The sequence below is a fragment of the Kocuria rhizosphaerae genome, assembly GCF_044462265.1.
In the GTDB taxonomy this organism is placed as follows: Bacteria; Actinomycetota; Actinomycetes; order Actinomycetales; family Micrococcaceae; genus Kocuria; species Kocuria rhizosphaerae.
In genome coordinates this window covers 1-7,856 of the sequence record NZ_JBISWL010000063.1, presented here as the reverse complement: position 1 = coordinate 7,856, position 7,856 = coordinate 1, and the positions used below count along the sequence as shown (strand labels likewise).

Annotated in this window: 10 protein-coding genes; 1 reads left to right on the top strand and 9 read right to left on the bottom strand. The window is 71.8% G+C overall.

Annotated features, from left to right (window positions below; translation table 11 throughout):
• From ACH9EU_RS07085 to ACH9EU_RS07045, 9 genes are all read right to left on the bottom strand, one after another.
• The coding region (locus ACH9EU_RS07085) for a cytochrome c biogenesis protein ResB (RefSeq protein ID WP_396413237.1) at positions 1–458 on the bottom strand (458 nt) is incomplete at its 3' end.
• Between the two features lie 53 nt (positions 459–511).
• The gene (locus tag ACH9EU_RS07080) at positions 512–1,273 is read right to left on the bottom strand and encodes a cytochrome c biogenesis CcdA family protein (RefSeq protein WP_396413236.1); all 762 of its coding nucleotides are present in this window, start codon (positions 1,271–1,273) and stop codon (positions 512–514) included.
• Positions 1,270–1,890 carry a redoxin domain-containing protein gene (locus ACH9EU_RS07075; protein WP_396413235.1) on the bottom strand — a complete coding sequence of 207 codons (621 nt, stop codon included), beginning with the start codon at positions 1,888–1,890 and terminating at the stop codon, positions 1,270–1,272. The genes ACH9EU_RS07080 and ACH9EU_RS07075 overlap by 4 nt, the downstream gene beginning before the upstream one ends.
• Positions 1,891–1,939: 49 nt before the next feature.
• The gene (locus ACH9EU_RS07070; RefSeq protein ID WP_396413234.1) at positions 1,940–2,611 is read right to left on the bottom strand and encodes a histidine phosphatase family protein; all 672 of its coding nucleotides are present in this window, start codon (positions 2,609–2,611) and stop codon (positions 1,940–1,942) included.
• Between the two features lie 49 nt (positions 2,612–2,660).
• A complete protein-coding gene (locus tag ACH9EU_RS07065; protein ID WP_396413233.1) occupies positions 2,661–2,924 on the bottom strand; it encodes a glutaredoxin family protein in 264 nt (87 codons plus the stop codon).
• 127 nt (positions 2,925–3,051) lie between these two features.
• Entirely contained in the window at positions 3,052–3,150 is a 99-nt protein-coding gene (locus ACH9EU_RS07060; protein ID WP_005504750.1) for a 30S ribosomal protein bS22, read from the bottom strand.
• 165 nt (positions 3,151–3,315) lie between these two features.
• Complete coding sequence (locus tag ACH9EU_RS07055; protein ID WP_396413232.1) at positions 3,316–4,137, bottom strand: FCD domain-containing protein; 822 nt, start codon at positions 4,135–4,137, stop codon at positions 3,316–3,318.
• Positions 4,138–4,249: 112 nt separating this feature from the next.
• Complete coding sequence (gene gdhA, locus ACH9EU_RS07050) at positions 4,250–5,590, bottom strand: NADP-specific glutamate dehydrogenase (RefSeq protein WP_396413231.1); 1,341 nt, start codon at positions 5,588–5,590, stop codon at positions 4,250–4,252.
• Between the two features lie 88 nt (positions 5,591–5,678).
• Positions 5,679–6,254 (bottom strand): metalloregulator ArsR/SmtB family transcription factor, encoded by a 576-nt coding sequence (locus tag ACH9EU_RS07045; protein WP_396413230.1) that lies wholly within the window; start codon positions 6,252–6,254, stop codon positions 5,679–5,681.
• A gap of 185 nt (positions 6,255–6,439) precedes the next feature.
• Between ACH9EU_RS07045 and ACH9EU_RS07040 the strand changes: the two genes are divergently transcribed.
• A complete protein-coding gene (locus ACH9EU_RS07040) occupies positions 6,440–7,546 on the top strand; it encodes an IS110 family RNA-guided transposase (protein WP_396412476.1) in 1,107 nt (368 codons plus the stop codon).
• The last annotated feature ends 310 nt before the right edge of the window (positions 7,547–7,856 follow it).

Sequence of the window (7,856 nt, the reverse complement as noted above, 5' to 3'; positions counted from 1 at the left end):
CCCCCGGGCCCGACGAGGGCCACGGAGCGGTGCTCGGGCAGGCGGGCGAGCCGGCGCGGGGTGCGAGGTGGTTCGGCGCGCCACGCCCGCCAGTGCTTGGCCGCGCGCGGCAGCACGCATCCCACCAGGGAGACGAACAGGAGGATGTAGACGGCGGAGAACCAGGCCGAGGAGAACACGTCGAACAGCTGCAGCCGGTCGAGCCACTCCCCGAGGACGGGGTTGTTGTCCAGGTAGTCCTGCACGGCCGCCGGGTCCTGGATCCGCTGCGGGAAGATGGAGCCGGGGACCGCCGCGACGGCCAGGAGCAGCAGCAGGAACAGCGCGGTGTTCATCCTGGTCAGCTGCGTCCAGGCCCAGCGGCCCATGCCGCGGGGACCGAGGGCGGGGAGCTCGGCGTCCTGCCGCCCGGCTCCTCCGGATGCGACGGGCCGCGTGCGGGGCGCGGAAGTGCTCATGCCGGCCTTTCTGCCACCGGATCCGGGGCGGGACGGGCGGGGGTCGGTGCCGCTCAGATCGGCATCACCCAGTCGGTGACGAGCTCGGACTGGACCCAGGAGACGAACGCGGTCCACGCGCCCGTCATCATGAGCAGCCCGACGACGACGAGGAGCCCGCCGCCGGTCCGCTGGATGGTGAGCCGGTGGGTGCGGAAGAAGCCCATGGCCCCCATGCCGCGGCGCAGGGCCAGGGCCAGCCCGAGGAAGGGGACCCCCAGCCCGAGGCAGTAGGCGACCGTGAGGACGGCCGCCTTGCCCGTCGAGGCGCCGTCGACGTAGACGAGCGCCTGCACGGCGGCGAAGGTCGGCCCGATGCACGGCGCCCAGCCGAGGCCGAAGGTGATCCCCAGCAGGGGCGCACCCCACAGGCCGGGCGGCGGGCGGTGCTCGAGCCGGCGGTCCCGCTGGAAGAACGCGACCCCGCCCAGGAAGACGACGCCCATGAGCACCACGAGGGCGCCCAGGACCACCGTGATCCATTCCTGGCCCAGGAACCAGGCGTAGGCCCCCAGCTGGGCCAGGAGCACCGACATCAGCAGGAAGACCGCCGAGAAGCCCAGGACGAAGAGCAGGATCCCGCCGAGCACCCGGCCGCGCCGCTGCTCGGCGAGGTCGGCGCCGGTGAGACCCGTGACGTAGCCCAGGTACCCCGGCACCAGCGGGAGCACGCACGGGGACGCGAAGGAGACGAGGCCGGCGAGCAGGGCCACGGGCAGCGCGACGAGCAGCGAGCCGTCCAGGACGATCTCGGCGAACGGGTTGCCGGTCGTCATGCCGCCTCGGCCACCGAGTCCTCGAGGAGGGTCTCGAGCACCGAGCGGTCCGCGACACCGAGGATCCGGGCGGCCACACGGCCCTGGGCGTCGAGCACCAGGGTGGTGGGCACCGCCTGCGGCGGAACATAGGCGCTCAGGGCCATCAGCACGCCGCCGTCCTTGTCCGCGAAGGAGGGGTAGGGGATCTCGAACGTCCGCTCGAAGGCCTCGGCGGTGGGCCGCTCGTCCCGCTGGTTCACCCCGTAGAAGGCCACCTGCCCGTCGAACCGCTCGGCCAGCTCCCGGAGGTCCGGGGCCTCCACTCGGCACGGCGCGCAGCCCGCGTACCAGAAGTTCAGCAGCGCCGGGGCGCCCCGCAGCTGCTCGGCGTCGACCACCGTCCCGTCGAAGAGGGTCCCCTCGAACTGTACGGGCTCCCCGCGCTCCGCCGCCGGGTACTCGGAGACGGTGCCGTCTCCGGCGATGTAGCCCTTGCGGTCCCCGGAGTTCGCCTGCTGGGCCAGCGAGTCCTCCTCGGCGCACCCGGTGAGGGCCAGTCCCAGGAGCCCGAGACCCGCGAGCGAGAGCACGCGGCGGCGGGACGGGCTGGCGGGCGGCGGGGTGTACGAGCTCACGGACGGATCACCTGGGGTCGGAGTCGGGACGGGTGGCGGGGCCCGGTCATTATGAACCGGGAAGCTGGTTGACCCCTGGGTAGAACTCGGCGGCCGGCTCGGTGTAGACCACGCGCGGACGGCGCCCGGCGTCGAGGTCGTCGAAGACGAGGGTGGTGAGCGAGGCCAGGTTGCACTGCCGCCGCCGGGGGTCGTGCGGCAGGGGCCTGCCCTCGGCGGAGCGCCGGGTGAGCCAGATGGGGAGCTGGTGGGAGACCAGCACGGCCTCGGCGGCGTCGCCGCCCTGCTCCACGGCGGCGTGCCCGGCGTCCAGGACGGCTTCGACCATGCGGGCGACCTGCTGACGGTAGGGCTCGCCCCACGTGGGGACCAGCGGGTTGCGCAGGTGCGGCCAGTGCCGGGGGTCGAGCAGCACCCGGGTGCCCACGTGCAGGCCCTCGAAGTGGTTGCGCGGCTCGATGATGCGCTCGTCCGTGTGCACCGGCAGATCCAGCTCGCGGGAGACCGGCGCGGCCGTCTCGCGCGCCCGCTGCAGCGGCGAGGAGACGAGATGCACGATCCGCGCGCCGTCGTTGACCCGCCGGGCGAGCTCGGCCGCCGCCGCCTCGGCCATCCGCGCCCCCAGCTCGGTCAGTCCGTAGCGCGGCAGGCGCCCGTAGACGAGCCGGTCGGGGTTGAGGACCTGGCCGTGGCGCAGCAGGTGGACGGTCGCGGAAGGCATGGTTCCCATGGTCCCAGACCCGGGGCGGAGCCCCAAAAACCGAAACGGCTCAGAGCGCCAGGCGCTCGCGCAGCAACCGGGTGAGCCGGCGCTCGTCGATCCGCCAGAAGTCCCGCGGCACGCCGTCCACGAGCACCACGGGGACCTCCTCGGCGTGGCGGCGGACCAGCTCGGGGTCCGTCTCGATGTCGACCTCCGACCACTCGAGTCCCAGGGCCCCGGTCACCCGGCTCACGGACGTCCGTGCGTCCTCGCAGAGGTGGCAGCCGGGGCGGGTGAGCAGGGTCACGGCGGGAGGCGTCGGGGAATTCATGACCTCATCGTACGGTCCGGCCGGACAGGGCCACGGCGCAGGCTCCACCCGCGGCACAGGACCCGGGAACGCCACGGGGCCGCCGTCCATGATGGACGGCGGCCCCGTGGCGCGGATCAGCGCCGGGTCACTTCTTGTTGCGGCGCTGGTGGCGGGTCTTGCGGAGCAGCTTGCGGTGCTTCTTCTTGGACATCCGCTTGCGGCGCTTCTTGATCACTGAACCCATAGGATCCCTCGCATCTTCATGTCTCGGTGGTGTCTCCTCGGCGCAACCGCGCAGGGGCGGCCACCGGGGATGCCGGCCCTCGGACGGTGACAGCCTGGCAAACGTTCACTGACACCCTACCGTCTCCCGGGGAAATTGCCGCACTCGCCGCGAACCGTGCGGCGCTCAGGCACTGCGGGGCACCTCAGCGGCCTCCCCGCCGGGCGGGTGCCCGGCGGCTCCGGGGCGCTCCTCGGACGTCCGTGGGGCGGCGAGCTCGGAGGGGGCGTCCGGCGCGGGGCCCGGGCTCCGCTGCTCCTGGTCCGGGTCCACCCCGGCCTCCCGGTACTGGTACTCGATGTGCTCCGCCACCAGCCGGGCCGCCAGGCGACGGTCCCCCGCCTCCAGCGCGGAGTAGATCGCCTGGTGCTCGGCGCGCAGCCGTTCCGAGGTGGCGCTCCACAGCGGCACGTGGCCCACCAGCGCCATCGTGTACTCGTAGATCGAGTCCCGCAACGACGACATCAGCGCGGAGACCACCGAGTTGCCCGCGGTCTTGCACAGGGCGATGTGGAAGCTGACCTCGAGGTGGTGGAAGTCCTTGAGGGACAGGTCCTCCTGGGCCATCTGCTCCAGCAGCGCGCGCAGCTCGGACATCGCCGGGTGCTGCGGGTCAGCGCGCTCCAGCGCCCACGTCTCCAGGAGCACGCGGGTCTGGACGATGTCCCTGAGCGGGTAGTCCGACGTGGCCATGTGCAGCTGGAGCGCCGGCCCCGCGGAGGCGGCCGGCTCCCGGACGAGCATGGGCAGGATCGACTTGCGCGGCCCGTCGAAGAGCCGCACGATGCCCTGTGCCTCCAGGGTCTTGAGCGCCTCCCGCATGGTGCTGCGGGACACGCGGTGGATCGCCGCGAGGTCGCGGTCCGAGGGCAGTTGTTGGCCCAGCACGAGGTGGCCGTCGAACAGCTCGTTCTCCAGCCACTGCAGGACCTGTCGATGCGTTGCCATAGTCACCAGGGTAGAGCCACCGGCGCCCCTCCGGGGGCGACCGGTGGTTCCGGACGTGTCGGCCGCGCGGTCGGGGTGCCCCGGCCGCGACGGAGGGCGGGCACGGGAGGGATCAGACGACGCCCTGGGCCAGCATGGCCCCGGCGACCTTCACGAAGCCGGCGATGTTCGCGCCCGCCACGTAGTTGCCGGGCATCCCGTAGTCCTCCGCCGTCTCGGCGCAGGTGTCGTGGATCGACGTCATGATCTGCCCGAGCCGCTGCTCGGTGTAGTCGAAGGTCCAGGAGTCGCGGGACGCGTTCTGCTGCATCTCCAGCGCCGAGGTGGCCACGCCGCCGGCGTTGGCGGCCTTGCCCGGTCCGAACAGCACGCCCGCGTCCTGGAACAGGCGGACGGCCTCGCTCGTGGCGGGCATGTTGGCGCCCTCCGCGACGGCCAGCACGCCGTTCTCGACGAGCTTCTTGGCGTGGGAGCCGTCCAGCTCGTTCTGGGTGGCGCACGGCAGGGCCACGGTGCCCGGAACCTCCCACACGGAGCCCTTGGCCACGAACCGCGCCCGGCCTCCGCGGCGTTCCGCGTACTCGCCGATCCGCGCCCGGTCCGCCTCCTTGACCTGGCGGAGCAGCTCCACGTCGATCCCGTCGGGGTCCACCACGTAGCCGCTGGAGTCCGACGCCGTGACGACCGTCGCGCCGAGCTTCTGGGCGCGGTCGATGGCCCAGGTGGCCACGTTGCCGGAGCCGGAGACCAGGACCGTCTGGCCGTCGAGAGACGTCCCGCGGGTGCGCAGCATCTCCTGCGTGAACATCACGGTGCCGAAGCCGGTGGCCTCAGGGCGCACCAGGGAGCCGCCCCAGGACAGGCCCTTGCCCGTGAGCACACCGGACTCGTAGCGGTTCGTGATCCGCTTGTACTGGCCGAAGAGGTAGCCGATCTCCCGTCCGCCCACGCCGATGTCGCCCGCGGGCACGTCCGTGTGCTCACCGATGTGCCGGTACAGCTCGGTCATGAAGGACTGGCAGAAGCGCATGACCTCCCCGTCGGAGCGCCCGCTCGGGTCGAAGTCGGAGCCTCCCTTGCCGCCGCCGATGGGCATGCCCGTGAGGGCGTTCTTGAAGATCTGCTCGAAGCCCAGGAACTTGACGATGCCCAGGTAGACGGAGGGGTGGAAACGCAGCCCGCCCTTGTACGGGCCCAGCGCCGAGTTGAACTCGACCCGGAAGCCCCGGTTGATGTGCACGCGTCCCTGGTCGTCGGTCCACGGGACGCGGAAGATGATCTGCCGTTCGGGCTCGCAGACCCGCTCGAGGACCGCGGCGTCGAGCAGCTCCGGGTGACGGGCCACCACTGGGCCCAAGGAGTCGAAGACCTCGTCCACGGCCTGGTGGAACTCCGCCTCACCGGGGTTGCGGGCCAGCACGGCCTGGCGGATGGGGTAAAGATCTTCGTGCACGGAGTTCCCTCTTCGTCGTCGGGTCGGGTCGGCGCAACGGTGTCCCACACCGGTGCAGCACACCATTGTGCCGCACGGGCACGACCCGTCAGCGCCGCCGGTGCCGCGGCCGGCGCCGGAAGCCCGGCAGGTTCGAGAGGATGCCGACCGCCCGGGCGCCCGCTCCCCGGCCCTCGCGCGGCGAGGAGTCCTCCACCGCACGGTCCGCGCCCAGCGGGACGAGCTGCTGCTGAGCGGGCACGGACGCCCCCGCCGCGTCCTGCAGGGGTGCGGGCTCGGCGGCGGGCTCGACGGGCTCGGACACCGGCTCGCCCCCGGTGGCGCCCGGCACCGCGAGCGGGGGCATCCCGGCCCGCTCTCCGGCGGCAGCACCGGGGTCCGCGGGGACGACGGGCCCGGCCGCGCCGCCCACGACCCCGTGCACCCACTCGGTCACCTCGGCCAGGGGCTCCGGGCGCACGGCGTAGAGCCGGCGCTGGCCCTGCGCCTCCATGGAGACCATGCCCGCCTCGCGCAGGATCTTGAGGTGCTTGGAGACGGTGGGCTGGGAGACGCCCAGTTCGGCCACGAGGTCGCCGACGGGCCTTTCGCCGTCCTTGAGCGCGGTGAGGATCCCCCGGCGGGTCTTGTCGGCTATCACCGCGAAAACGTCGTTGTTGCCCATCCGATCACTGTAAACGGGATGCGGTGGCCTGCCGGTCACCGGCACGTCCCCGCCGCGCGCACCGGGCTCAGACGCTATGGGTGTAGGCGGCGTCTGGGTCTTGTGGCCGGGGCCCCGCTTATGCAGAGTACGTGGATCACCCCGACCGGTCGGGGTCGGGGTGCCGACATGCATAGGAGGCCCCGGTGTTCACCGAGCGTACAAGTCTGGGACTGGATGTCCATGCCCGCAGCGTGAAGGCCTGCGCGATCGACAGCCTGACCGGCGAGATCATTCATCAGACCCTCAGCGCTGACACCGTCATGGTGGGCGAGTTCGTCGACGCTCTGGCCCGCGAGCACGGCCCCGTCCAGGTGACCTATGAGGCCGGACCGACCGGGTACGAACTCGCCCGCACCCTGATCGAGGCCGGCCACCGGGTCCAGGTCGCGGCGCCCTCGAAGCTGTTGCGGGCCTCCGGTGACAGGGTCAAGACCGACAAGAACGACGCGCTGCTGCTGGCCCGACTGGCCCGCAACGACGACATCATCGAGGTCACGATTCCCGACCGGTCCCGCGAGGTGGCACGGGACCTGGTGCGGGCCAGGGACGACGTGCGCCGGGACCTGATGAGCGCCCGTCACCGGCTGGGGAAGTTCCTCCTGCGCCACGGCCACGTCTACACCGGCGGCGAGGCGTGGAGCGGCAAGCACGAGGCCTGGATGCAGCAGATGGCCCGCCAGGACATCGCCGTGTTCGGCGAGGTCTCACGCATCGTGTTCGACGACTACCACGACGCGGTCGCCCACGCCCTGGCCCGCCGGTGCCGGTTGGACGCGCAGATCCTCCTGCTGGCCGAGGACTCCGAGTGGACCACGGTCACCCGGCGTCTGGCCTGCCTGCGGGGGATCTCGACCCTGACCGCGTTCTCTCTCGCGGTGGAGATCGGCGACTGGGACCGCTTCACGGGCCGGAACATCGCCTCATACCTGGGGCTGGTGCCCTCGGAGCACTCCTCCGGGCAAACCCGCTCCCAGGGCCAGATCACCAAGACCGGCAACGCCCACGCCAGGCGGTTGCTGATCGAGGCCGCCTGGCACCACAAGCCCCAGTACCGCCCGGGGAAGACGATGCGGGACCGGTGGGCCCTGGCACCGGCAGCCGTGGCCGAACGCGCCGATGCGGGCAACAGGCGCCTGCATCACCGCTGGAGCATGCTCAGCGAGCACAAGAAGCGTCACACGGTCGCGAACACAGCGATCGCCCGAGAGATGGCCGGCTGGTGCTGGTCGCTGGCGACCATGGACGCATGACCCACAGACCCGTTCACGGACCCGGCCACGGGAGATCTCCTGCGCGCCGCGCGCCGAGGAGACCAGCGATTCGACTGTGAGCAGTCACGAGATCCTCGTGGCCACGCTCGAGCTCAGACCAGCATCGCTCCTCGCGCCGAAACCAGCGTCATGCGGTAACCAACCCGCGGATATCAGACTGACCACGCGTCGAGACAACACGCCCGCAGAGATCACCCCAACCCCTCCATGAACGACGAAGCGGGGCACCCACCGATCAATGAGTGCCCCGCTTCACCCTGCCCTCTTGACAAGATCGACTACATATCAG

Bases quoted from the DNA above. Each gene is read 5' to 3' on its own strand.
- ACH9EU_RS07080 (WP_396413236.1), bottom strand. From the start codon at position 1,273: ATGACGACCGGCAACCCGTTCGCCGAGATCGTCCTGGACGGCTCGCTG.
- ACH9EU_RS07070 (WP_396413234.1), bottom strand. From the start codon at position 2,611: ATGCCTTCCGCGACCGTCCACCTGCTGCGCCACGGCCAGGTCCTCAAC.
- ACH9EU_RS07065 (WP_396413233.1), bottom strand. From the start codon at position 2,924: ATGAATTCCCCGACGCCTCCCGCCGTGACCCTGCTCACCCGCCCCGGC.
- ACH9EU_RS07060 (WP_005504750.1), bottom strand. From the start codon at position 3,150: ATGGGTTCAGTGATCAAGAAGCGCCGCAAGCGGATGTCCAAGAAGAAG.
- ACH9EU_RS07055 (WP_396413232.1), bottom strand. From the start codon at position 4,137: ATGGCAACGCATCGACAGGTCCTGCAGTGGCTGGAGAACGAGCTGTTC.
- ACH9EU_RS07045 (WP_396413230.1), bottom strand. From the start codon at position 6,254: ATGGGCAACAACGACGTTTTCGCGGTGATAGCCGACAAGACCCGCCGG.